Source organism: Phycisphaerae bacterium (assembly GCA_017999985.1).
Lineage (GTDB): Bacteria > Planctomycetota > Phycisphaerae > UBA1845 > Fen-1342 > JAGNKU01.
In genome coordinates, this window is the sequence record JAGNKU010000009.1 from 35,511 (window position 1) to 57,542 (window position 22,032).

A 22,032-nucleotide genomic window follows, 5' to 3' on the forward strand; every position below is an offset into this window, starting at 1 on the left:
GAGCATTGGAGGGCCTGCAGTGGCAATCTTCGATTTCTTCCGCAAACGCGACGATCCGACCAAGCGAAGCACGCCGCCGCGTCGCATCAAGGATGATGGTAAGCGACTCTCGGATTTCCCGGTCCTGCGCGACGCTTGGCTGAAGTTCCAGACTGATTACTTGGACGAAGCGCGAGAGATCGCAGAAAGGCACGTGCACGCGCCAGACACCAAGATGGCAATGGAGGCACGAAAGATCGTCGCCCTCGTCGCATTTCGGCAGGGTCAGCACCAAGCTGCGCTTCCCATGTTCGAACAGGTCGCCGCGCACACGGGAAAGGCGGCGGACTTGTTCAACGTGATGACCTGTGCAGGCACCGCTGGCAACGTCGGCCGTGCCCAAGAGGCCTTCGATGGCGTGATACACCAATACGAGGGCGGCGATACGGAGGGAGTTCCTCCGCTTCCGTACATCTGGTACTATCACGGCTGCGCACTCCGCGACGGCGGTCATCCAGATGCGGCGCTGCCGATGGTCCAGAAGCTCCGACCCGTGTACGAGCAACTGAAGATCACGGATGACACGTTTCTGCATATCCGCGGCGTGCCGTTCCTCTCCCACACGATGTCTCTTGCGGTCGATATCTTCCGCTCGACAGGCGAAGCCGCTGATGCGTGCGCGTGGATACGCGATTTCGCTCGATCGCTCGATGAGGATGGTCAGTCGTATCTGGCCGAGCTCTTGAAGCAGCTGAAGTGCCCCGAAGCTTGACCGCGCGGCCACCCGACGATGATCTTCATCTGCTCGAATCACGTGCCGATCCCCAGCAGGCTCAAGTTGCCGTCGTCGTAGACCCGCTCGATGTAGACCGCGAGCGGCTTCTTCACCAGCGCCTTGGCCACCGTGTCCTCGCTGTCGGCATATCGCACCCACAGGTACTCCCAGCCCTTCTTGTTGATGCCGGTGATGTCGCCGATCGTGAGGTTCGTGACGTTGGGACTCGCGGCGAAACGGAACGTGATCTCCCAGTCGCCGTAGCCACGCCGGGCACCGCAGGCGCCCAGGAACAACACCTCGCCGGCGGCAAAGCCCTTGAATGCACCGACGTTGACCCGTCCCGTGAGCTGGAATAGCGTCATCCGGTATGCCGGCGTGACGACCGAGTCCGGCAGGTAGTGCGTTTCGGCGAACTGGTACACCGGCACGGCGATGTCGACGCCTTCGACACTGTCCGCTGTGACGCCGATCGCGCCCTTGAAGTCCGGCGCGCTGCCTGCCGGGTACCGCGCGATCGTCTGCTTGCTCTGTGTGATGTGCTGCGTGCCGCCGCCGGTATCGAAGGCGAAGGTCGACTCGTTCGTCGGCGTGAACGGGCCGTACCGGACGATTCCCTCCCAAAGCTCCTCACCGATCGGCTGAACGCTGACCGTATCTCGCGGCAGGAAGAACCAGCCGCCGCCCCACGGGTCGTACGTCGATGGACTGCCCGCCACCAGCGCGTTGCGCGCCTCGACGTCGTCGTTCGTGCCACGGATGGTGTACCGCAGCTCCACCGAAGGGCTCGTGCCGGTCGTGACCAGCCGGCTCTCGAACTTCTCGACGACCTCGACAGGCAACGCGGATCTCCTACGCGAACGTCAATCGTCCAGCACTCTCGGCCAGCCGCTTCGTGTGCTTGGCGGTCTCCTCGGTGGCGCGGGCGGTCCGTTCGGCGGCGCTGCCGCCGCCCAGCCCCGTCGCGCCGAGCGGGTTGAACGTGCCGATCACGCTGATCTTCTGCGCCAGCAGGGTGCCGAGCCCGGCGAGCTGATCGTCCAGGCCGGCCAAGGGATCGCGGGACGGCCGCCTGGGACGGCCACCTTCCGCGTCGGCCGCCTCGCGCTTGCGCCGCGCTTCCGCCACGGCGTCGTCCAGCGCCTTGCGGGCCTCGTCCAGTTGCTGCTGGGTTGCCTTGACGCGGGCATCGGTTTCCTGGTCGAGCTGTCGCTGCGCGTCCTGGTCCTGCCGGCCAATCTCCTCCAGCGCGCCCTCGTGGGTGCTCTTGGCGCGCTCGCGCTCGGCCTGGCGCTGTGCTTCGCGGGCCTGCAGCGCCGCGTCATGCTGCCGGTCGATCTCCGCGTTGACCGACGAGAGGTCCTCGTCGGCCATCTTCTTGGCCGCCTCGACGTCGAGCGTCTCGTCGAACAGGCCCCACAGCTCGAGCAAGCGCTTGGTGGTCCAGTTGATCGCCGTGTTCCAGGCCTTCTGGAACCCCGCCGTGAAGCTGGTCCAGGTCTGCGACAGGAACGACGTGGTCTCGATCCAGGCGACCTCCAGCGCGTGGAACCCGATCTCGGCTGCGGCGAGGGCCCCATACCACATGCCGTAGGCGATGCTCAGGAAGAAGCGCTTGGCCTCGAGCCACGCCCGGTTGAGCGCCGCCACACCCTGCTGCCACGCTAACTTTAGGCTGAGCCAGAGGATCTGCGCGGCCAGGTTGATGTCGCCGGCGGCCAGGGCGTCCGCGATCCCGCCCATTACCTTATATACAGTGTCGCGCAGCCGGCCGAACTGCTCGCCGAGCCAGGTCAGCGCCTCGCTCCCGGCGCCTGTGACGACCAATAACGTGGTGCCCAGCGCCACGGCCGCAGTAATCACCAGCCCGATCGGCGAGACGATCGCCGCCAGGGCGGCGCCGATCGCACCGAATGCGGCGCCAATTCCTGTCACGACCGTGGCCAGCCAGCCGAACACGGCGCCGACGCCCGAGATCAGCGTCCCCGCCACGATCAGGCCGACACCAACAGCGGTCACGGCGGCGGCCACCTGCAGCGCGGTGACGATCAGGGCTTTGTTCTGCTTGAGCCATTCCGTGACGCGCACGACGGCGCGCGTGACCGCGTCGCCCAGATCTTTGATGGTCGGCGCCAGTGCAGCGCCGATCGTGAAAGCCGATTGCTTCAGCACCCGCCAGAGCGTGTCAAGCGTATCCGCCAGGGCGGCGGCGTCCTTGGCGGTTTCGGAGGAAACGGTGAGCCCGAGCTCGCGGGCTTTGCGCTGGTACTCCTCCAGTCCCTGCGCGCCATCCGCGAGCAGCGGCAGCAAGCGCGTGCCGCTCTTGCCGAACACTTCCATCGCCAGGGCGGCGCGCAATGTTGGGTCCTGCACCTTCGACAGCCGGTCGGCGATGAGCTTGAACTGCTGCTCGGGGTTGAGATTGACCAGGTCGGTGACGCTCAGTCCCAGCCGCGCGAGGGCCTCGGTCGCAGAGGCAGAACCCGTCGCCGCCTCGGTGACCACCTTCTGCATCTTGCGCAGGCCGGTTTCCAGGGTCTCCAGGTCGGCGCCGGCCAGATCGGCGGCCCAGCCGAGTTCCGAAAGCGTCTCGACACTCACGCCGGTGCGGGCCGACATCTCGTCCAGCGCATCGCCGGTGTCGACGAAGGCCTTCACCGTGCCGCCCAGGAACGTCAGCGCGGCTGAGCCCAGCGCCCCGAGCTTCAGGCCCACGGAGCGCACACCCTCGCCGAAGGCCTTCAGCCGCTGCTCGGCCTTCTGCAGCCCCTTGGCGACACGATCGTCCACGCCGAGCTCGACGAACGCCTTGCCCGCGCGGATGCCCTTGCTGCTGGCCAACAGGTATACTCCCGGTTAATGAACCACCTCGCAGCGACACTACGCACCTGCCGTGACCTGCTCGATGGCTACGGTGTGCACGGATGGCGCGACATCATTGACGCACTGCTAGCGTCGCCCGCGAGTGACTACGATCGTGCACTTGCAGCCAAATCCTGGTTTGGTGGCATGGGATCCCTCAACGATCTGGTGATCAGTCCTATCAACGGCGACCGGGTTGCGCCTGAAGAAGTTGCGCTCGCCAACGAGCGACTCATGACCGCACTCAACGACCTCCTCGTTGTGGCAAATGCACTGATCAAGGCTCGTGATCGGAAACAGCGCTGACCCTGTCGCGCTAGAGCGCTGGGAAATCATCCGCGCACGCTGCCTGCCCAGCGCTTCGGCAGCTCGGGACGCTCCTTCTCCAGTGCCGGTCCCATGAACGCGCGCTGAGCAATCGTCACACGGGTGCGTACCACCTTGCCGAGCCGGCGGCGCTGGATTTCGGTCTTGCCGCCGAACTCCAGCAGGTGCGGCGCACCGGTGCGCTTGAAGCCGACCGGCCCAACCACAACGGAATCCGTCGCGGAGTCATAGCCGAAGTAGATCAACCGCCGCAGTGAGCCCTCATGCGAATGCGGCGGCTGGCCCGGCGGCGCCGAGCCCTTCTTCGTGCGGATGCTGTGCTTGGCGGTCGTGCGGACAAACGCGCCGGCTCGCGACAGCACGGCGCGTTTGGCTTTGTCGACCGCACGCAACACGGCCGGCTTGTCGAAGAACAGCGCCTTCATCTGCATCGTGATCATGAGGCGTGCTTCCCGCATGGAATCGCGTGGCGCCCGTTCTGCTTGATCCGCAACACCTCGCGATGGTGACTGAGGGCCAGGGCGAGCAGCAACGTCAGCGCCACGACCAGCGTGGCCCCGACGCCGAATTCACTGCGATAGCCGGCCACGTCGCCGCCGACACCCGTCGCCTGCACCTCAGTCCGCAACGTCGTCTCGACCGCCGTCTCGATCCGGCTCGTGAGCTCCGCCTGCACGCCCGCGACGATCTGGCCACTGAGCTGCTGCACATTTAGCGCGGGGGTCTCGCCGGCGGGTTGCGACGCCGCCGGCGGCGGCGCCACGGCCAGCCGCGGTTGCGACTGGCTCGCGGCGCAGCCGACCAGCGGCGCGGCGAGTGTGACGAGCATGCGCAGCAGCACGCGCATGTACATGTCAGCGCCCTTCCACGAGACGTGCGGTGATCAGGCGGCCCGCGCGCGCGGTGATCTCGGCGGCGATGGTCTGGCCCAGCCGGTCCGCCGCACCCGGGACCACGACCAGCGTCCCGTCCGGGAGGCGTGCGAACCCCTTGTCCTCATCGCGATCCACGTCGGTAATGGTCAGCAGGACCGGGCCCGGAGGCGCTGCGCCCGTGCCAGCGACGGCCGAACGCTCGGTCGCGGCGGGCTGGGTGTCCGGCGGCGCCGCCCGCTCCTTCTGGTGCGGGCTCGTCTCCGTTTCCTCGCTGCTCGCGCTGGTCACCTGGAGCTGCCCGGCGATGCCTTCGACGCCGACGGATGCGGCGCCCTCCACGCCGGTGACCCACTTGCCCGAGAACTTCACGACGTACGTGGGGTTGATGCCCTGCGCCCCGGCCTGGATGACCAGCTGCTCCACACCCTGCGACAGACCCTCGCGCACCGCCGGGATGATGGCCTCGTCCGCCAGCTTGTTGGCGAAGTGCTCCACCGGCGGCTGGGCATTGAGCGTCGCACAGCCGGTCAGCCCGAACAGTGCCAGGATCGCGAGCAGGACACCGCCGACCGTCTTCAAGCAACAGAACCACATGAGCTTTCCTCCTTCCCTAGAGCCGCGGTGCGAGGGGAAAACCCCTCGAGGAACACCGCTTTCAGACTGTCCATGTCGATCGGGATGGGCGCCGGCCGTTTGGCGAACGGGTCGAAGTCGCTCGGCCGCAGCGCCCGGGTCTTCTTCGGGTCGCGATGGCAGTTGGCGAGCAAGGCCATCAGCGCGCTGCTGCGCGCCCACTCGTCCTTGGCGCGCGCTTCGGCCATCGCGAGCAGTTCACGCAGTGTCAGCCGGCCGGGCTCGACGCCGACGATGCCGGCGCAGCGCCAGACGAGCTGCCAGACGTCGCGAGCGCCTGGGCGACGAGGGCCTCGGTGTCCACGGCCGCCAGCCGGGCCTCGATCACGTCCCGGGCCCGGTCCATCACGTTCCACGTCGTTGCGAGGATGCGCTGGAGGTTCGCCCGATCTCTCGGGCTCGGGCAGAAATTTACCAGTTCCTCCAGCAGCGCCTTCGTCGCGTGCTCGATCGCGTCGCCCGCCATCGCGCGTCCGAAGTCCTCGTCGGCGACGTTCCGCGCGTCGGCCTCCGGCTTGCAGACGGCATACACCACGTCGCACAGCAGCACCGGGTCGCGGTACAGCTGCTCGATGAGCTTCCCGTCCAGGATGTCGAGCAGGTCCACGTCGAGCAGGCCGCGCACGCGCTTGAGGGCGTCGACGTTGATGGCCAGCGTCCAGGTGCGGCCCGCATTGTCGGTAAAGGTCTTCATCAGCTTCCGCTCCCTTCCACCCAGCTGCGGAACACGGCGAGTTTGGCCGTCACGCTGACGGTGAGCGCCTCCTCGAGCTCCTCGCTGCGGGTGAACGACGTGATCGAGAAGTCCCCGTCCGGCCCCTGGCCATTGGCGCGGTCCAGCACCTTCAGGGCGATGAGGCCCGCGGTGAGGAATGCGTTCTTGATCGCGGTGAAACCCGCGTCGGCCGGGTCCCAGACCATCTCGAACTCGACCGAGCACTCGCGCAGGGTGGGCGCAGTGGCGCGCCAGCCGAGGTTCGCCCGCGTCGTGACGTCGGCTTCGCCGGCTTCGAGGTTCAGCGTGACGTTGCGGACGTTGGTCAGCTCGGTCGGCGCCGGACTGCCGGCTGCGCCGTGGTACAGCTTGGCGTTCATCCCCAGTACGAAATTCGCCATGTTTCAGCCCTCCAAGGCGGCCGCGCGCTACGTCACCGCCAGTTCAATGACCGTGCCTACGATGGCCTTCAGGTACACCGTCTGGCCATACGACGGGCCGAGCATGACCATCGCGTCGGCCGGGATCGTCAGCTTGGCGGTCCCCTCGGCCACGTCGCGGACCTCCACGTTTGCGGCCAGCGGATGCACGACAAGCATCGCGCCGCGTGGCACCTCGACGGGCTGGTCGCTGTCGTCGGCGATCAGGGGCTCCAAGGCCCGGAAGTTCATGGGCAGCTCCTTACGAGTGATCTGGACCGGTGCGGTGTGCAGGAAAACGTGCAACCGCGCTTGCGTGGCCCGCAAGCCCGCGCCGGTGTAGACGACGCCGCCGACTCGCGCGGCGTTGACCTCGGCCCACGTCCACGGCTTGCCGGTCGCCGGCGAGTTCCGGGCGAACACGAAGACGGTGTCGTAGGTCGTGCTGGGCGAGAAGTTGCCGGTCGCCTGTTCGGCCGTGCCCACGTGCAGCACCGCCCGCCCGGCGGCGCTGGACGTATTGCGCCAGCACAAGGCCGCGGCCACCCCCACGATGCGCTCGCACGGTGCCAGGTCGAGCGCGGCCAGCGCGACATTGAACGCGGCGCCGGGGGACGCGCCCTCCAGGAACGTGCCATCACCATCGGGCGGGATTTCTGCTACGTGTTCCCAGTACTGCACGGCCGCACCTCTATGGCACCACCTTGGCCAACCGCTCCTCCGGCTGCGGCGCAGACCAGCCGCTGGCCGTTCCGCTGCCGTTCGCATTCAGCCGGGCGACGCGGGCCGTCGGGCCAAACAACGTGGCGTCGTCGCAGGTGTAGAGGTCGTCTACGTCGATCGTGTAGCCCTGCGATGCCAGGTTGAGGCGTTTGCCCAGGTACGCCGTGTTCATCGCGCCACCCGGCGCGGCCAACCCCTGCGCCACGACCTGGCCATCCAGCCGCCAGGTGTACCGATCGGGCAGCACGGCCAGATCGCAGAAGTACCAGCGATTCAGCGTGACGGGGCCGATGGTCGCGACCGGGGGCAGGCCGCTGGGACCGACGTGCAGGCGGATGAGACCATCCTGACCGAGCCGCAGCGACGCGCGGTGCGTCGTATTGGCGCCAATCAGCAGCAGGTACTCCCGCTGATTCAGGGTCTGCGGCAACGCCAACACCCGCAGCCCGAGGCCCACGGTGTACACCGCGCGAGCGATGGCGGCCGGGTTGCCATTGGCGTCATAACCGTTGCCGAGGGTGATGTACGCGAGCAGTGTGCCCGTCGGCACGGTGAGGCGGCAGCCGTAGCTACCGTTGCGCTGCGACGCCGCCGAAACCGCCACGCCGCCGCTGGACGCGATCAGCTCGGACAGGTCGCCCCCCTCGAAGCCCGCAAACCACTGCAGCGGCATTCGTGCTACCTCCGCACCCGGTACGTGACGGTCAGAACGCTCGTGAATTGACGGTGCTGTTCCAGGTGCTCGGGCGCGAACACCGGCTCGTTTTGCAGCGACAACCACACGGCGGCCGCAAAGCCGTCGAGCTGCTTCCCGCGCAGGTGATCGCCGAGTTCCTCGACCAGCTGCATGAGCGCATCGAGCTCGGCCGGATCGTCCGGGTTCACCTTGCGCTGCACGCCGATGTCGATGGCACAGTCGTAGAAACCGTCCATCCGCGTCGCCGCGCTGATCGACAGGCTCTTCGGGACGACGGTCACCTTGGTGTCCGCCAGGTCGGGCAGCTCCACGACCGGCCGGTAGCCGCGGGCAATCTCGCAGGGCAGGCTGAACGTGCCGGCCTGGAGCTTCGCGACGAGCGCGTCGGCCACGGCGATGATGGTGCTGTCGGCCATGGGTCACGCTCCTCGCATCAGGCTTTCGATCCACGTCCCGATGAACTTCAGCAGCAGCGTGCCGACGCCGCACAGCGTGGCGAAGGAGAGCTTCTGGATCACCGCCAGCCGGGACTCGACGCGCTCCATCCGCACGAGCAGCGACTTCTCGGGGTGGCCGTTGCCGAAGACGACTGCGCGGATCTCACGCACGTCCTTGAGGCAACTCGGCTCGCTGGTACACGTCTGGTTCTGTGTCGCGCTCATGTCCGCTCCAGGCCCACGAACTTCGTGTGAATCCGCAGCGTCTTGCGGTGCGGGTCGCTGTACCGCCAAGGTGGCTCACCGCCGGGGGCCATCACCTCATACAGGAAGACCTGCGCGCCGCTCGTTTCCCGGATGCGGTCGCCGGCCCTGGGCTGCTCCTGCGCACCGCCAAGCACCAGGTCCGCCGCCGAGATCAGGTAATCCCGCGACTGCGTGCGGTGGATGACGCCGTACTCGTCGGCCTGCTCGAACATGGTCTGGCCGATGGTGGCCGGCAGGTCCACGGTGTCGCCGCCACGGAGGTACGTGACCGTCCGTGTCAGGTGGCGTGCGCGCTGCTGGTCCAGCCAGGTGGCGCCGCGTTCGAGCAGGTCCGTCATCGGATCGTCACCTCACCCGATCAGGGCACGACCAGCGGCGTGTAGTCCGTGATGCCGGTGTTGAGCCGCACGCGGACGGTCGCATCGGTTGTGCCGGCCGCCGCCACCGCGTTGCCGATCCGCTTGTGCGTACCGGAGTTGCTGTCGGTCTTCACGAGCTTGGCGGTCGCATCCCAGTACAGCGCGACGCCGGCGGCGATGCCGGTGCCCGGCGCCTTGGGCAGGTCGAAGACGCCGGTGAGCGCCAGTGACCCGCGGGTGTTGGCAGGCATCGCGCGCGGCGCGATGCCCACCAGGTCGCCGAGCACAACCACTTCACCGACCGCGACGTCGCTGCCAGGCGTGTAGTCGATCGACGCCCCGTCATGTACGAATGTTGCCTGTGCCATTGTCCTCTCTCCTGAATCTCAGGCCGACAGGAGCGCGCAGCGCTCCCTTCTGTGGATTCGACTGACGGTCGCACGACAGACGCCAAACTGCCTGGCGATCTCCGCCTGGGTAGCAAGGCCCCTGAGCGCCGCGATGTGGTGCACTTGCTGATCGGTCAGCTTCTTGCCGACAGGTTCGCGCAGCCCTGTTCGGTAGGCGTGACGGTGATTCTCGCCGCGGCTGAGGTACTCCAAGTTCACCAGCCGATTGTCATGCTTATTCCCGTTGACGTGGTTCACGTCACGTCCTCCGGCCTCCCCGAAAAACGCCTTGGCAACCAGACGGTGTACACTTCTCGCGATATACCGGCCCGCCACGCGTGGACTCACAACCAGGTAGCCAGTCTTCGGATGGGGAGTCGCGCAAAGGAGCCGCCAAGCCCCAGACTTGCGACTCCGAATCCGCCCTAGGTCGCTGGCCTGGTACTCCGGGAATCCAGGGATGTCCCGCCACCGTTCATCGCTGACTCCATCGAGCGCAGATGCGTGTCTTGGCGCAGGTAAGTTGCTCACACTTCCCCCTTGCTCTTGATCCCGCCCCGCGGCTCCTGCAGACTGATGCCGAAATCATGGAACCCGCGCATCTGCACGCCCAGCACGTTGAAGTCGGCATCCGCCGTCTCGATCGTGGGGGCCTCCTGCACGTTGAGGAACGCGACCTCGATCACCGGCAGGTCCATCGGGTCGGCGAGCAGGTACCAGGCCTTGTCGCTGTGGCCGGTGTACTGCGCGTTGCTGAGGTAGCGGCTGACCTCGACGCGGAACTTGCCGGTGTGCGGGTTGGCCACCGGGTAGCGCGTGCTGGCGGTCGTGTCGCGGATCTCCAGCGACTTGAAGAGCACCGTGGCCATGGCGCTCAGCGCCGTGGGCACGAGCACCAGCGCCGGCATCGCGCCGAGCGGCTTGCCGTCGGGATCGGTCTGGTTCAGGAACGCGACCTCGGCCTTGCTGAGCCCCTCGATCGACAGCGCCGTGTCGGCGCCGGTCAGGTAGTTGTTGTTGCCGGCTGCGAAGAACGCCGCGTTGTTCATGAAGATCGACCAGAAGATGTCGTTGATCTTCAGGCCGCTGCCGCGCCCCAGCTTGCGGGGCACCGTGGTGATCGCGCCGAGGTCGTCGTTGATGATGTCCCGGCGATCGATCGACAAGAGCAGACCGTAGGTGTCGGCTTTGTTCGTGTAGGCCTGCTCGCCCAGCGTCCCATGCTTCAGCTCGCCGCCCGGGGCCACCTGCTCGTACTGGTCCTTGCCGATCAGCCGGTAGCTGGTGACGGTCTTGAAGTCGCTGACGTTGCGGACGGCACAGAGGTTCCGCCAGGTGCGCTCGACCGAAAAGAAGCCCTCCAGCAGGAACTTGTTCGCCACGTTGCTGAGAATGCCGCCGATGTCGATGGTCGACGCGGCGGCCCGGATCTCCCGACCGAAGGCGTAGCGCAGCATCTCGGGCGTCACGCGCCGTTCGCGGCCGACGTAGCCGTTGGCCCGCGCCGCTTCGATGATCAGCTCGGCCAAGCCGAGCCGGCCGTCGAACTGCCGCTGGGCTTCCTCCAGCGTCGGCGCGTCGAAGTAGCGCTCGGGCTTCTCGACCTTGGCGGCCTGCAGGCACGCGGCCTCGAGCACGCGGTCGGTGACGACCAGTTCCGTCACGTGCACGGCCGGCGCCTTGGGGCGACTGGCGCGCAGCACCTCGAGCTCGGCCTTGTCGCGCGACCAGCCCTCGGCGATCGCGCGGGCCTCGAGCTCGGGGAAGCGGCCGTTGCACACCGTCCGAATAGCGGCGATGCGCTTCGTTTCCGCCAGGGCCTGCGCGCGAATCTCTGCCACCGGGTTCACCGCCGGCGGTGTGGGATTGGCGGCGGGGCCGGCCTCCGTGCCGGCGCCCTCCGCCGCGTCGTGCGCGACGTCGTCGTGCGGCGCATCCTGCGCCTCGGTCCCGCGGACCTCCGTGTCCTGCGTCTCGTCCATGGGTTCGTGCTCCTGCTGCGCCGCGATCGTCGCGGTGGTGTTGCCATCGGCCCCCAGATCCACAAAGCTGATCTCGCCCAGCACCGCGCGGCGGGCGACGTACAGCGGCCCTTCGAACGTGCGGCCGTTGACGGTGGCGCTCTTACCGGCGCGGATGAACTCGGCCTGCGCGACCTGGGCCCCGATCGACGCCTGCCAGGGAAAGCCCCGCTTGCCACTGGCGACGACCTCCCGTGCCGCCGCGGTGTCGCGGCTGACGATGCCCTCGGCGATCAGCCGGCCGGCCTCGACGGCGATCCGCTCGGTGTGCCCGACGCCGGCGTACATGCTGTGGCCGAAGCGCACCGGCCGGCGCTGCGATGGAATCGACAGGCCCTCCAGATCCACCACGACCGGGAAGCGCCAGCCTTCGACACGCAGCGGCTCGCCGGTATAGGCGACCATGCTGAAGCGTGGCACCGACTCGACGTCGCCCTCCACGGCCAGCGCTTCGAGCGTGATTCGCCCCGGCTGGCAGCGCAGTTCGATGCGCTCGGGCACCTGGTCCAGCGGCTCACGCGCGGGCGTGGGCGTCGACGTCTTCCGTGACATCGTCATCCTCCTCCTGAGGTTCATCTTCGGTGGGTGGCGTCGCTGGTGCGGCGGTGGCCGTGGTGAGTCCCAGCTCGCGCATCAACGTCACTTCGCGAGCGCGCTGCCGTAGCTCGGACTCCCAATCGAGTCCGGCCTTCGCGTACTCAGCAGCCAGCGTCGTGGTGTTGCTCTGCAGGCGGGTGGCCTGCGCGCCGGCTTCCTTCTGCGGATCGACGTGCTCGAAGCCGTCCCAGAACCACTGGTGGGCCAGGTCGACGCCCAGTCGACGCAGCCACTGCGGCAGGTAACCGTCGATGAGCACGGCCTCGTCCAGCCACGCCTTGAGTAGCCGGTCGAGGACCGTGTCGCCGAGGAAGTTCTGGTCGACGCGGATCGCCTTGAAGAAGGCTTGATGATCGAGCCGCCCCGAGGCGTAGTTGTAGCCCGAGGAATTGCCGGCCGCGATGTTGAACGGCATGTTCAGGCAACGGGCGATCTCATTGATCACCTCGTGCTTGAAGTCGCCGTACACCGTCGTCGGTTGTTCCGCTTTGACTTGGCCGATCTTCCAGCCGTACGGCATCGTCATCCAGGTGCCGCGGTCCATCTCGACCGTGTCCATCGGCTCCACCGCCGCCGACTCGGCGTCCGCCGGGGCATCGGTGTAGATGACACCGCTGGGCAACGCGGCTTGCTCCGCCGCGCCGAGCACGGCCAGCGTGTAGCGGCGCAGCGTCGCGAACAGCGATAGGGCGCTGGTGACCTCCGGGATGCCGCGGCTCTGGCCCGGGCGCTCGGCCCGGAACAGGTGCACGACCGACTCGATCGGCATGAGGTCGTAGGCGTCGGGGCCGGCGCGCCACGCGCGCGGGTCACCGGGATGGCGCCGCAGGACGTAGTACGCGATTGGGTTGCCGAAGCCATCGAAGACGATGCCGTCGACGGCCCGCTCCTCCAGCGGCAGGACACCGAACGGCGTCGAGACCTGGTCGGCTTCAATCAGTCGCAGGTCAAGTGTGACTGGCAGGCTGGCGGGCGGGGACGCCCGCCCCACCCTCGGGTTGCTGGTCAGCAGGCCGAAGCACTCGCCGCTTTCGCACTGCGCGATGCGCATCGTGCGGAGCTTGTGAGAAAGGCCGATCGCCCTGGCCCAGCGGGTGAATTCCTGCTCGATGAGCCGGTTGGCTTCCGAGTCGTCCGTGAGCATCTGCAGCCGCGGACCGGTGCCGACGACGTAGTTCGCCAGCGTCAGCACAATGCCCTTGGCGTAGCTGTTGTTGGCGACCTCGTAACGGGCCCGGCTGCGCAGCACGCGCCGCACGTCGGCGCCCATGGCGGCATCGGCGGAAAGGTGATCGGCCTGCGCCCAGTGGCGGCGGTTCTCGGGCGTGGTCTGGGCGGCGTCGTACTTGCCGCGGACGACGAGCAGCCGGCCGCGAGCCGACGTGGGCCCCTTGACCTTCCGCCCTCCGAGCTGTCGCAGCCACTGGAACACTGTCACACTGCTCCTGGGGGGACTACCTTCGTCATCCGCACGCCGAGGCCCTTCTTCGCGGCGTCCTTGCTGGCCAGGTAGCGATCGGCCTCGATCTGGTCACCCAGCGGCTGCTGCTTGACCGTCTGGCCGTCGACCGACACCTCGGCCGGCTGCTGGGCCGCCTCGCGGATCGCGTCTGCGAGCTCTTCTGCCATCGCCTACCGCTCCACACGCACGACCAGGGCGCCGCTCAGCCCGTGCAGCCAGCGCGCCCACGCGATCAGCCACCACGCCCACCACGGCCGGCGGCGCGTGGTGAGCGTGATGACGCTGGAGGGGCTACTGCCCACGGGGGTGGTCCGCGACGCGGGCCAGGATCGAGTACAGTCGGCCCGGCTCGGCGATGGCGAACTCGCGCGCCTGCGGCGCGCCGTCCGCCAGGTCGAGTTCGAACACCTGCGCGCCGTTGAACTGCAGCGCGGACTCGAAGTCGTTGCGGAACAGCTCGGCGGTGGGCGCGTCCGCCTGGATCACCACCGCCTGGCCGAACGTCAGGCCCGACAGCGGCGAGCCATCGGCGTCGGTGGTCGGCGGGGTGAGTGTGAACTCGCCCTGGTGGTTCGAAATCTGCTGGGCCGTCAGGCCCGGAGCGCCCGGCGCCTGCACGTCCAGAGTGTCGACAGTGACGATCGTGACCGGACCGAATGACATGGGCTTCTCCCTACGTGGCCTGTTGCAGCCTCGCGACATCCGCGGGGCTCGAATTGCGGGAGCGGGATTCGAACCCGCAGCACCGGCGCATGAGACCGGCGTGTTGCCGTTACACCATCCCGCTTCAGTTCAGCTCGGGCCGGATCGCGCCGACCATCCGGCGGCGGAGTCGCCGCTCGCGCCGCGCGTACGTGTTCACGGCACGGGCCGGATCGTGCCCGGAGAGGAACGCCAGCCACGCCTCCTGCACCGCGTCCTCACGATAGGCATGCGGCATCAGGCGCAGCTCAAGGCTGAGCCGGTCCGCCGTGCACACTGGTGGCAGCGTTGCGTTCATCCACCTGTACCGACACGAGAATGGGAGATTTGACGTGCGTGGGGCGGAACGGAGGCAGATTGTTCCACGGATAGACCTGCGCGACGTCAAGTGGCCCGGGAACTCGACCAGCCTGCGGGTATTTTGCCAGCCGTTCTGGCAAGTTAGAATTCGGAAGAAGGAGTCACGCATGGTCCACGCCCGGTATTCGCCAGCAAACCTGCGCCACTATTGCACGCTGGCCATCGCTCTTGCGCTCTCCCTCCTCCCTGTGACGTTCGCGTGCTCGCGTTCGGCACCGCCTCCGGTACCGGCCTCGGGAGGAAAGCCCACAGCAACTTCTATGGCGGCGGCGTCAGAGCCACCTCCGTACGAGTACGCTGGCTTGCAGTTTGTGACGCCAACCGGCTGGAGCGTTGAGCAGGTTCAAGGCTTCGTGCTGATATTGAGTCCGACCGTTGAAGCTAACTGGCAAGCCAACATCTCTGTGGAAGCACGTTCGGACCCCGAAGCACGCTCGCTGGATGCCGCAGTGGATTCCATCGCAGGACAGCTGCGGGTTCGCAAAGCAGGCTTTCAGGAACTCGGCCGAGTCGTAAAGACGCATCCGAGTGGCTTCCAGTTCGCGCGAATCGAATACACCTGCCGTGAAGCAGGAGGAACCGCACTGACAGAGTGGGAGGTGATCATTCAAGCTCACGGCGACGCGCGCTACTTCGTACTGTGCTCTGCTTCGACAGTGCTTCTCGACAAATACGCTCCAATCTTCGAGAACTTCTTCAAGTCCATCAGGCTTGCAGAGGGCTGATTCCGTCTGCGGGTTACGATCCAGGGGTGCTCTCATACGTGGTGATTCGTCGCCCGCAGTGGCGACATTCCCGCCGGCGCACAATCCGCCCGCCCCAGGCGGCGCGCGTGTAGATCACGCGGAAGTGGCGGCAGCCACAGCGCGGGCATTCGATGCCGCGGCGCTCGCGATCGGGTTGGGATGCAGCGGGTTGCGTCACCGGCGATCCCTCCGCATCTCGGACAGCCGCATCGTCGGCCGGGGCTTGGGCGCGTCGCCCACGAGCCCGGGCGGCGCCGCGCCGCCCATCGACGCCGCCACCGCGCAGCCGACCAGGCAATCGAGCCAGTGGTTATCGAGGCCGTCCACGCGCAACTTCCATTCGTCCACGGTCCGGCCCCGTCCCTCGGTCCGCACGCGGTATTCGGCCGTGAGGTGTTCAGCGAGCAGCCGATGCACCTCGGCCCGGCGGCCGAACAGCGATAGGCAACCCGGGTCACCCATCGGCACCGCCAGCCGTGCCTGCACGAAGCTCTTCCAGTAGTTCGTGTCGAAGAGCACGTGGCGAACCGTGCGTCGGCCGGTAATCACCGGGATGCGCCAGTTCAGGCCGACGCGGTCGCCGCGCTTGCGTTTGTAGTCGCTGAACGGGATCGACGACGCGCCGACGTAGCGGCCGTGGCTGGGCAGGAGAATGCCGGCGTACTTGGACTGCCGGCAGAACTGGTATACGACGTCGGACGACTGCCCCCAGTTCGCGTCGACGAAACACCGGTCAACACGCACCTGCGCGCCATCGCTGCGCGGCCATTCGCGACCGAGGGTCCGGTCAACGAGCCGCTCGAGCCCGGCGTAGATCGCGCCCTCGAGCCCCGCCCGTGGCGCAGCGGCCGCGAGTGTGCGGCGCAGATCGCGGAGGGTGAAGTACTCGGTCTTCTGCTCCGGTTCCGTGCCGTAGTCGAGCACGTACCCTGTGAAATCGTCCTCCCAGGCGACGACCAGCCAGAAGAGCGCCTTCGCCTGCACGTCCACGAACATCGTCACGTGCGTCGCTGCGAGTGGCACCTCGCCGCGGCGCTGGCCGTTAAGCTTGGCCACGATCTCGTCCACCGTGAGCAGCTCGTCGTCGACCTGCTCTTCCGGCAGCGGCTCGTTCTGATACTCCGCCCAGAAGGCGGCGTCGCCCCGGTCCAGCCGCAGGTTCATCGCATGCTGGATGGCAGAGAGCTCATCGGGATGGTGGCGCTCGGGCCAGGCGATCACGGCGCCCACGTCCATCGCCTCGCGATTGGCGCGGTAGAACTCGGTCGCCTCGCCCGCACCACGGTCCGCGCGCATGCCCGCGCGCCACAATTCGGCGTAGCGGGCCCACAGCGCTTCGTTGGCGGGGAACGTGTAGACCATCTTGGTGCGTTCACCCTGCCACTGCGGGTGCTTCTCACGATCGAGAATGCGATCGGCCAGGTCGTCCGGCCGCACGACGGTCAGCGCCATCAGCCCCGCGATCTTCCGGCCGGGACCGGCCAGCCCCAGGATCGCGCCCGACAGGATGCGTTCGCGTGTCATGCACTGCGACGGCGAGCGGGCTGACTCGTCCGTCTGCGGATCGTCGATGAGCACCAGCGACGGGCGCACCGATGAGCCGTCCGCGCGCTTGTGCTTCATGCCGCGAATACGCCCCGTGATGCCCGCCACCTTGATGATCGCGCCGTTCGACTTAGGCGAGTGGTTCCCCAACCACTCGAGCGGTGGCAGCGTCGGCAGCACGATCTCCCGCGCCGTCCAGCCGATGTAGGTCTGCTTGCCGCGGTAGATCTGACCGGCCGTCCGCTGGTGGATGCCCTCCAGCGCGCGGACCGGCCCGACGACCTCGCTGAAGTCGTCCTCGAGCAGGTCGTTGGTCTCCAGCTCGACCTTGATGCTGTCGAGCATGCTCGCCGCGTGCTCTTCGTCGCTGCCGATCAGGGCGACGAACTCCCGGTGCCCGTACACCAGCGCCCACAGGCACGCCACTTCGCAAATGGACGTCTTGCCGCTGCCGCGCGGCATCGCCATCGCGAACAGGCCGCCTTCCAGCACCGCCTGCTCGATCTTGGCGATGACCTTCAAGTGGTCGTCCGACCAGGGCAGGTGGAACGTCTGCGGAAAATACACCTCGCAAAAGTGGCGGAAGTTGCGCTCGGCCTGCGCGCGCTGCTCCGCGTCCCGCGGGGCGTGGACCCACTCACCCGTGGCGATGTCCCGACCCAGCAGCGCCATCTCGCGGTTGCGCTGGGCGGCCCGCTCCTTGTGGGCGTCGTACCCGGTCAGGCCGTCGGGCTCGGGCTTCGGCCGGTGCCGCGCGCCGACCAGCCACGCGACGTAGCGCAGCAGATCGACCGTCCGCCCGTCGCCGATGCGGAAACCCGCCCGCGCGCGGTGGCGATGCAGCTGCCGCTCGGAGATGACCTCGCCGAGCGGCGTGCTATTGAGGAGCCGAACCAGTTCGGTCGGCTTCAGTTTGCGCGGGTCAATCGGCACGGGCGGACATCTCCTTCACCAGCCACGCGGCGTAGTGCGCGACGTTGACCGTGCCGTCGTCGTTCGTCGGCGCGCCGGCCGCGACGTCAGCCTGCAGCATCTCGACCGTCACGACCTGGCCGCCCACGGCCGACAGCAGCCGGGCCGCGTCCGCCAGCGGCAGCGCCGTGGGGTTCAGCTTCGGGGCGTCGTCGGCCATCACGCCGCCTCCCGCCCGGGTACGCCCCCCGCGGCCCCGGGGCGGCCCCGGGGCGGCGTATGTAACGAGCAACGGGTCCAGGCTGTCCCGGTGCGGGCGAGAGCGCTCTCAGGGCCCGGCGGACGGCCGACTCGGACCTGGCGCCAAGACATGCAAGAATATCTCGAATTCCTCGCCACATCGCCTTGCTTTCCCGCGAAAACGAGCGACTCATGTGTCTGTACGCATGGGGCGTACGCGATGGAGAAACGACGATGAACGCGACCACGAAAACCAACCGCCGCCTGACGCCCGGGACCTTGGTGGTCAGCCGCGAAGACGGCGAGCCCGGCCGGATCGTCCGCGTCTGCACCTTCCGCCGCAACGGCGTCGACGCCTGGTCGTACCTGGTCGACACCGCCGACGGCCGCGAGATCTGGGAGGTCGGCGAGTTGTTCGTCCCGACTCAGGCGTAACCCCCCAACCCAACGCAAGGAGCAATCCCGATGACCACGAAGCGCAACACGACGAAGCGGACCACGCGGATCAGCATCCGGAAGGTCGACGGCGGCTATCGCATCACGGGCGACACGCGGACCTTCCGCAGCCACAGCACCGCGTTCGACGCCGCCTGGCGGGCGGCGGCCCGCACGGGGGCCAGCCTGTACGCCATCACGCCCGACGGGCAGCGCATTCCGATCGTCACCGGTCGGATCATCCGCGCGATCGATGGCCGGTAGGCGCAACGCGCCCCCGACGGAGCCATGACCATGTCGAAGCGCAAGACAAAGACGACCACGCCCACCCGCATCGAGGCGCTGCTGGCCGGCATCGCCCAGGGCCGCCTCGGAATCGAGACGTTCGAGCGCCGCGGCCTGGACCGGCTCGACTTCCACGAGGTCTACGGGCCGCAGGTCCGCCGCGCGCTGCTGCAGGCCTACGTGCAAGGCTACCAGGATGGCGCCCGCGACCGCGGCGCCGGGCTGGACGCGCTGGTCGCCATGCTGAGCGCGGGCGAAAGGCGGGTTCCCGCCGCCCCCGAGAGCGCACTCGGACCTGCCGCAGATTCCGCTGAGAAATCGCAGAATTCCGGCCCCGCCAGTGGATTCCCGGCGAAAAGCAGCGAACTGATGTGACTGTCGCAGCGCGAAGGAGCAACGCCAATGACAACGAACCACACAAACCAGACGCCGGACGCCAGCGAGGTCCTGGAGACGCTGCGGATCACGAAGGTCCAGCGCCGCACGAGCTGTGGGGGGTCCTGGGTGGTCGGCACGATCGCCGGGCACCGCTTCGACGTCCTGGTCTTCCCCGAGCACGCCGAGTCGCCGGATTTCGAGCTGGACGACAGCCGCATCTCGAAGCTCTGGCTCAAGCACCTCGACACGCAGCAGACCGCCGCGAACTTCGACCGCGGCTGGGACATCCGCCCGACTACGCCCATGGCCGCCACGATCGTCGACCTGCTGGCGGCCGGCCTGGCCGAGCACGTGTTCGGCAAGTAGCGAGGAGCACACACCATGGCCATCCAGATCCGCGCCATCGAATGCCGCAGCGCCCGCCAGGCCCTTGATACCGCCCGCGACAGCGGCTGCGGCGACGCGATCCTGCTCAACGGCAAGCACTACGCGATCTTCCGCGCCGAGGCCGAGCGGCTGGAGACGGCCGGCGTCGAGTTCGCCTACCTGCACGAGATCACGCTGGAAGACGGCAGCCGCCGCATCGTCACCGTCCCGATCAACGACTGACCTCCAACCATGAGGAGCCCGACCATGACGACCGAAACGACGAACACCGACGCCCGCGAATTCGACGGGGCCATCCACGACCAGGCCGACGCCCGCGCCGGCGCCAACCGCGGCGGCGAGCGCGTCTTCCGCATCGACGTCACGTACACGCGCGGCACCGCGGCCAGCCAGACGACGCTGATCCTGACCCAGGCGGCCGCCGCGGCGCTGCGCGACGTGCTCGACGCCTACCTGCCGGAACCCGACGGCATCGATGACGACCGTGGGCTGTACGGCGCGGACGCGTACGACCTGCAGCGCTTCGCCGAGGCCTACGCCGGCCTGGGCGACGCCGTGGGTGAGCAGGTCTGGGACCTGCTGGACGGCAACGACGAGGTCAACCCGAACGCCGTGCGGCTGATCCGCGAGCGGCTGGGCGGGATGAACCGTGAGCTCGACGACGCGCTCGAGAGCCACGACGCGGAGGACCAGGACTAAAGCCGCCGAAACCCGCCGCGGCGGGTCGCCCGGGCGCGTGAGACCCGGGCCTGACGAGGCCAACCACAGAAGGAGACGGCCATGAAGAAGGACGAGATCAAGATCGGAAATTGCTACCAAGCGAAAGTGAGCGACCGGATCGTGACGGTGCGGATCGACAGCACCAACACGCATGGAGGGTGGAACGCCACCAACACCGCCACGGGCAAGCGCATCCGCATCAAGAGCGCGCAGCGCCTGCGCCGGGCGGTGGGTGACGAGGCGCCGGCAAGCCGGCGGTCGAAGAAAGCCAGCGTGGAGATCACGCCCGCCGATGAGGGCATCGCCGCCGGTCGCGCGGAGGCCGCCCAGCCCGAGGTCAACCCGACCGTCGAGGTCGTCACCGGCCAGCCGGTGCCGGCGAAGAAGACCCGCACGCGCAAGCCCGCCGCCGAGCCCAAGCCGAAGCGCGTCAGCGCGCTGGACGCTGCGGCCCAGGTCCTGGCCGACGCGGGCCAGCCGATGCGGGCCAAGGAGATGATCGCCGCGATGGCCGAGCGCGGGCTCTGGTCGAGCCCCGGCGGCAAGACGCCCGAGGCCACGCTGTACGCCGCCATCATCCGCGAGATCGCCACGAAGGGCGACGCGGCCCGGTTCCGCAAGGTCGAGCGCGGGCAGTTCGAGTACACCGGCGTCGCGGGGAACTGAGCCATGCTGCCGTACCTCCAGAAACTCCACGACGTGCTGAATGCGGCCGAGGCGGTGCTCGCTGCGCGCGAGGCCGAGATGCTCACGAGCGATGAATGGGATGCGCTCGAGCACGCCGTGGCCGCCGCCACTGAGCCGCCGCCAAACGAGCGCGACGAGACCTTCACCGTCGAAGACGGCGCGCTCGTCCGCCGCGTCGTGCCGCGCAAAGGGCAGCCCTACGAGCATCGCTGCCCGCAGGAGGCCTTCGAGGCGATCGCTGCCGCGGCCGAGGAGGCCGCCGGCGGCTTCGTCCTTGAGGACCTCCGCCGCGCGACGCGACTGCCCTGGACGCAGGTCGCCGTCGCAGTCGCGTTCCTGAAGGAGCGCGGCGGCGTCGTGCCCGTCCACGGCCGCAAACATGCCGCCGCGTCCACGTGCGTCTACGAGGACGCCATGACCGAATACCACGCCCTGCACGAGGAGAAGTGAACCATGCGACTGACCCTGACAAAGAACGACGGCGAGCTGCTCGCCACCTGGACGATGCCCGACACCGTGACCGAAACCGAGGTTGACACCCTCATCGGCGAAGGCCTGTGGCAGAAGTGCCGGCTGGACCGCTGCGACGGATGCGGCGGGTTCTTCCCACACGCCGAGCTGGTCGAGCGCCATGACGCCCACGGCCCCGACTGCCTGTGCCGCGCCTGCGGCGGTGAGAGCAACGACGCCCCAGATCAGCCGTAGCCACCCGCCCATCATTCACCCTCCACCGACGCCTCGGTCGCGACCGGGGCGTTCTCACGGGCAGCGATCCGCTCCGCCTTCGGTATCGCTGGCAGTCGCACCGTTCCATTCTTCGGCCGCTGCTTGTCCCACCGACGATGGCACGACACGCACAGCCAACGCACGTTCAGTGGCTCGGTGTAGTCGTAGTGGGCGGCCTCGATTCGACCTGGGGCACCGCAGTGCTCGCAGACTTTGGGACGCGTCAGCAGCCCAGTGCCTGTGTAGTACCGGACCAGCCCCTGCGCGCGTCGCGCTTCGGCGGTCGGGCGGTGCCGGACCATTCGGCCCGTGGCCTGGGCACTTGCCTTGCATGCCATTGAGCAGTACACCTGAGTCCTCCGCGCTAGCGGA

General features: G+C 68.0%; 35 protein-coding genes and 1 tRNA gene. 12 read left to right on the top strand and 24 right to left on the bottom strand.

The window, feature by feature from the left end; all coding sequences use genetic code 11:
• Positions 1–19 precede the first annotated feature (19 nt).
• On the top strand, positions 20–751 hold the full coding sequence (locus KA383_13020) for a tetratricopeptide repeat protein (protein MBP7747042.1): 732 nt from the start codon (positions 20–22) through the stop codon (positions 749–751).
• Between the two features lie 38 nt (positions 752–789).
• Here the strand turns inward: KA383_13020 and KA383_13025 are convergent, their stop codons facing one another.
• Both KA383_13025 and KA383_13030 read right to left on the bottom strand, forming a co-directional pair.
• A complete protein-coding gene (locus KA383_13025; GenBank protein ID MBP7747043.1) occupies positions 790–1,596 on the bottom strand; it encodes a hypothetical protein in 807 nt (268 codons plus the stop codon).
• A 10-nt stretch (positions 1,597–1,606) separates the two neighbouring features.
• The gene (locus tag KA383_13030; GenBank protein ID MBP7747044.1) at positions 1,607–3,595 is read right to left on the bottom strand and encodes a phage tail tape measure protein; all 1,989 of its coding nucleotides are present in this window, start codon (positions 3,593–3,595) and stop codon (positions 1,607–1,609) included.
• An 18-nt stretch (positions 3,596–3,613) separates the two neighbouring features.
• On the opposite strand from KA383_13030, the gene KA383_13035 reads away from it, so the two are divergent.
• On the top strand, positions 3,614–3,922 hold the full coding sequence (locus tag KA383_13035) for a hypothetical protein (protein ID MBP7747045.1): 309 nt from the start codon (positions 3,614–3,616) through the stop codon (positions 3,920–3,922).
• Positions 3,923–3,948: 26 nt separating this feature from the next.
• Here KA383_13035 and KA383_13040 read toward each other — a convergent pair whose 3' ends face one another.
• From KA383_13040 to KA383_13130, 19 genes are all read right to left on the bottom strand, one after another.
• Positions 3,949–4,383, bottom strand: coding sequence for a hypothetical protein (locus KA383_13040; protein MBP7747046.1), 435 nt, complete (start codon positions 4,381–4,383; stop codon positions 3,949–3,951).
• The gene (locus KA383_13045; GenBank protein ID MBP7747047.1) at positions 4,380–4,796 is read right to left on the bottom strand and encodes a hypothetical protein; all 417 of its coding nucleotides are present in this window, start codon (positions 4,794–4,796) and stop codon (positions 4,380–4,382) included. Before KA383_13045 ends, KA383_13040 begins: the two co-directional genes overlap by 4 nt.
• Position 4,797: 1 nt before the next feature.
• Positions 4,798–5,412: a TRAM domain-containing protein gene (locus KA383_13050; protein MBP7747048.1), complete on the bottom strand. Its 615-nt coding sequence runs from the start codon at positions 5,410–5,412 to the stop codon at positions 4,798–4,800.
• Positions 5,394–5,639 carry a hypothetical protein gene (locus tag KA383_13055; GenBank protein ID MBP7747049.1) on the bottom strand — a complete coding sequence of 82 codons (246 nt, stop codon included), beginning with the start codon at positions 5,637–5,639 and terminating at the stop codon, positions 5,394–5,396. Before KA383_13055 ends, KA383_13050 begins: the two co-directional genes overlap by 19 nt.
• Positions 5,640–5,659: 20 nt before the next feature.
• Positions 5,660–6,145 (bottom strand): hypothetical protein, encoded by a 486-nt coding sequence (locus KA383_13060; protein MBP7747050.1) that lies wholly within the window; start codon positions 6,143–6,145, stop codon positions 5,660–5,662.
• Positions 6,145–6,567, bottom strand: a complete 423-nt coding sequence (locus KA383_13065; GenBank protein ID MBP7747051.1) for a hypothetical protein — start codon at positions 6,565–6,567, stop codon at positions 6,145–6,147. Before KA383_13065 ends, KA383_13060 begins: the two co-directional genes overlap by 1 nt.
• Before the next feature lie 27 nt (positions 6,568–6,594).
• The gene (locus tag KA383_13070) at positions 6,595–7,266 is read right to left on the bottom strand and encodes a hypothetical protein (GenBank protein ID MBP7747052.1); all 672 of its coding nucleotides are present in this window, start codon (positions 7,264–7,266) and stop codon (positions 6,595–6,597) included.
• A 10-nt stretch (positions 7,267–7,276) separates the two neighbouring features.
• Positions 7,277–7,981, bottom strand: coding sequence for a hypothetical protein (locus KA383_13075; protein MBP7747053.1), 705 nt, complete (start codon positions 7,979–7,981; stop codon positions 7,277–7,279).
• A gap of 5 nt (positions 7,982–7,986) precedes the next feature.
• Positions 7,987–8,421: a hypothetical protein gene (locus KA383_13080; GenBank protein MBP7747054.1), complete on the bottom strand. Its 435-nt coding sequence runs from the start codon at positions 8,419–8,421 to the stop codon at positions 7,987–7,989.
• A 3-nt stretch (positions 8,422–8,424) separates the two neighbouring features.
• Positions 8,425–8,667 (bottom strand): hypothetical protein, encoded by a 243-nt coding sequence (locus tag KA383_13085; protein ID MBP7747055.1) that lies wholly within the window; start codon positions 8,665–8,667, stop codon positions 8,425–8,427.
• The gene (locus tag KA383_13090) at positions 8,664–9,047 is read right to left on the bottom strand and encodes a hypothetical protein (GenBank protein MBP7747056.1); all 384 of its coding nucleotides are present in this window, start codon (positions 9,045–9,047) and stop codon (positions 8,664–8,666) included. Before KA383_13090 ends, KA383_13085 begins: the two co-directional genes overlap by 4 nt.
• A 20-nt stretch (positions 9,048–9,067) precedes the next feature.
• On the bottom strand, positions 9,068–9,436 hold the full coding sequence (locus KA383_13095) for a DUF2190 family protein (protein MBP7747057.1): 369 nt from the start codon (positions 9,434–9,436) through the stop codon (positions 9,068–9,070).
• Between the two features lie 18 nt (positions 9,437–9,454).
• Positions 9,455–9,988 carry an HNH endonuclease gene (locus KA383_13100; protein ID MBP7747058.1) on the bottom strand — a complete coding sequence of 178 codons (534 nt, stop codon included), beginning with the start codon at positions 9,986–9,988 and terminating at the stop codon, positions 9,455–9,457.
• Positions 9,985–12,030 carry a hypothetical protein gene (locus KA383_13105; protein ID MBP7747059.1) on the bottom strand — a complete coding sequence of 682 codons (2,046 nt, stop codon included), beginning with the start codon at positions 12,028–12,030 and terminating at the stop codon, positions 9,985–9,987. Before KA383_13105 ends, KA383_13100 begins: the two co-directional genes overlap by 4 nt.
• A complete protein-coding gene (locus KA383_13110; protein MBP7747060.1) occupies positions 11,993–13,513 on the bottom strand; it encodes a phage portal protein in 1,521 nt (506 codons plus the stop codon). The genes KA383_13105 and KA383_13110 overlap by 38 nt, the downstream gene beginning before the upstream one ends.
• Positions 13,510–13,704, bottom strand: coding sequence for a hypothetical protein (locus KA383_13115; GenBank protein ID MBP7747061.1), 195 nt, complete (start codon positions 13,702–13,704; stop codon positions 13,510–13,512). Before KA383_13115 ends, KA383_13110 begins: the two co-directional genes overlap by 4 nt.
• Positions 13,705–13,828: 124 nt before the next feature.
• A complete protein-coding gene (locus tag KA383_13120; GenBank protein MBP7747062.1) occupies positions 13,829–14,200 on the bottom strand; it encodes a hypothetical protein in 372 nt (123 codons plus the stop codon).
• Between the two features lie 53 nt (positions 14,201–14,253).
• Positions 14,254–14,324 (bottom strand) — tRNA-Met (locus KA383_13125).
• On the bottom strand, positions 14,325–14,537 hold the full coding sequence (locus KA383_13130; GenBank protein MBP7747063.1) for a hypothetical protein: 213 nt from the start codon (positions 14,535–14,537) through the stop codon (positions 14,325–14,327).
• Between the two features lie 169 nt (positions 14,538–14,706).
• Here KA383_13130 and KA383_13135 point away from each other — a divergent pair, with 169 nt between their 5' ends.
• Entirely contained in the window at positions 14,707–15,324 is a 618-nt protein-coding gene (locus tag KA383_13135; GenBank protein MBP7747064.1) for a hypothetical protein, read from the top strand.
• Between the two features lie 195 nt (positions 15,325–15,519).
• Here KA383_13135 and KA383_13140 read toward each other — a convergent pair whose 3' ends face one another.
• Positions 15,520–17,823, bottom strand: a complete 2,304-nt coding sequence (locus KA383_13140; protein ID MBP7747065.1) for a phage terminase large subunit family protein — start codon at positions 17,821–17,823, stop codon at positions 15,520–15,522.
• Positions 17,813–18,022, bottom strand: a complete 210-nt coding sequence (locus KA383_13145; protein MBP7747066.1) for a hypothetical protein — start codon at positions 18,020–18,022, stop codon at positions 17,813–17,815. Before KA383_13145 ends, KA383_13140 begins: the two co-directional genes overlap by 11 nt.
• 254 nt (positions 18,023–18,276) lie before the next feature.
• On the opposite strand from KA383_13145, the gene KA383_13150 reads away from it, so the two are divergent.
• From KA383_13150 to KA383_13190, 9 genes are all read left to right on the top strand, one after another.
• Positions 18,277–18,477 (top strand): hypothetical protein, encoded by a 201-nt coding sequence (locus tag KA383_13150; GenBank protein MBP7747067.1) that lies wholly within the window; start codon positions 18,277–18,279, stop codon positions 18,475–18,477.
• Positions 18,478–18,507: 30 nt separating this feature from the next.
• Positions 18,508–18,741: a hypothetical protein gene (locus tag KA383_13155; protein MBP7747068.1), complete on the top strand. Its 234-nt coding sequence runs from the start codon at positions 18,508–18,510 to the stop codon at positions 18,739–18,741.
• 30 nt (positions 18,742–18,771) lie between these two features.
• Complete coding sequence (locus tag KA383_13160) at positions 18,772–19,137, top strand: hypothetical protein (protein ID MBP7747069.1); 366 nt, start codon at positions 18,772–18,774, stop codon at positions 19,135–19,137.
• Positions 19,138–19,164: 27 nt separating this feature from the next.
• A complete protein-coding gene (locus tag KA383_13165; protein MBP7747070.1) occupies positions 19,165–19,506 on the top strand; it encodes a hypothetical protein in 342 nt (113 codons plus the stop codon).
• Positions 19,507–19,521: 15 nt separating this feature from the next.
• Entirely contained in the window at positions 19,522–19,749 is a 228-nt protein-coding gene (locus KA383_13170; GenBank protein MBP7747071.1) for a hypothetical protein, read from the top strand.
• A 24-nt stretch (positions 19,750–19,773) separates the two neighbouring features.
• On the top strand, positions 19,774–20,226 hold the full coding sequence (locus KA383_13175) for a hypothetical protein (protein ID MBP7747072.1): 453 nt from the start codon (positions 19,774–19,776) through the stop codon (positions 20,224–20,226).
• An 81-nt stretch (positions 20,227–20,307) separates the two neighbouring features.
• Complete coding sequence (locus KA383_13180; protein MBP7747073.1) at positions 20,308–20,913, top strand: winged helix-turn-helix domain-containing protein; 606 nt, start codon at positions 20,308–20,310, stop codon at positions 20,911–20,913.
• Positions 20,914–20,916: 3 nt separating this feature from the next.
• Positions 20,917–21,384 (top strand): hypothetical protein, encoded by a 468-nt coding sequence (locus KA383_13185; protein MBP7747074.1) that lies wholly within the window; start codon positions 20,917–20,919, stop codon positions 21,382–21,384.
• A 3-nt stretch (positions 21,385–21,387) separates the two neighbouring features.
• Entirely contained in the window at positions 21,388–21,639 is a 252-nt protein-coding gene (locus KA383_13190; protein ID MBP7747075.1) for a hypothetical protein, read from the top strand.
• 11 nt (positions 21,640–21,650) lie between these two features.
• Here the strand turns inward: KA383_13190 and KA383_13195 are convergent, their stop codons facing one another.
• Positions 21,651–21,998 carry a hypothetical protein gene (locus tag KA383_13195; GenBank protein MBP7747076.1) on the bottom strand — a complete coding sequence of 116 codons (348 nt, stop codon included), beginning with the start codon at positions 21,996–21,998 and terminating at the stop codon, positions 21,651–21,653.
• Positions 21,999–22,032: the final 34 nt, after the last annotated feature.